Genomic DNA, 394 nt, shown 5'->3' on the forward strand with positions numbered 1-394 from the left:
CGACTCGAGCAACTGCTCGAGTCGGCGCGCCACAACGAAGCCCAATATCGACGCACCCGCGAACTGATGCTGGCGCTGCTCGAGGCCGAGGACAACGACGCGCTGGGCCAGGCCCTGGTCACCCAGCTCGGCGAGCGCTTTCGCACCCCGGCGGTGGCGCTATGGTGCGCGCCGAGCCTGACCGATATCGAACCGCATCCGCCCCAGGCGCCGCGTTTCGTGCTCGACGAGGCCGCCGGCGCGCGCCTCGGCGCCCTGCTCGATGGCCGCACCAGCCGATGTCGGCGGCTGTCGCGCAAGGACTGGCAACGCCTGCTGCCCCACGTCGACCCACCCCAGCAGGCCGGCTCCTGCGCCGTGACCCGGCTGACCCTGGGCGAGCCGCTGGGCTATC

General features: G+C 72.3%; 1 protein-coding gene. It reads left to right on the top strand.

Annotated elements, in window-relative coordinates; all coding sequences use genetic code 11:
* The coding region (locus tag D7Y04_RS43435; protein WP_121763094.1) for a DUF484 family protein at positions 1–394 on the top strand (394 nt) is incomplete at both ends.

It is taken from the genome of Corallococcus sp. AB038B, assembly GCF_003668955.1.
Taxonomy (GTDB): Bacteria; Myxococcota; Myxococcia; order Myxococcales; family Myxococcaceae; genus Corallococcus; species Corallococcus exiguus.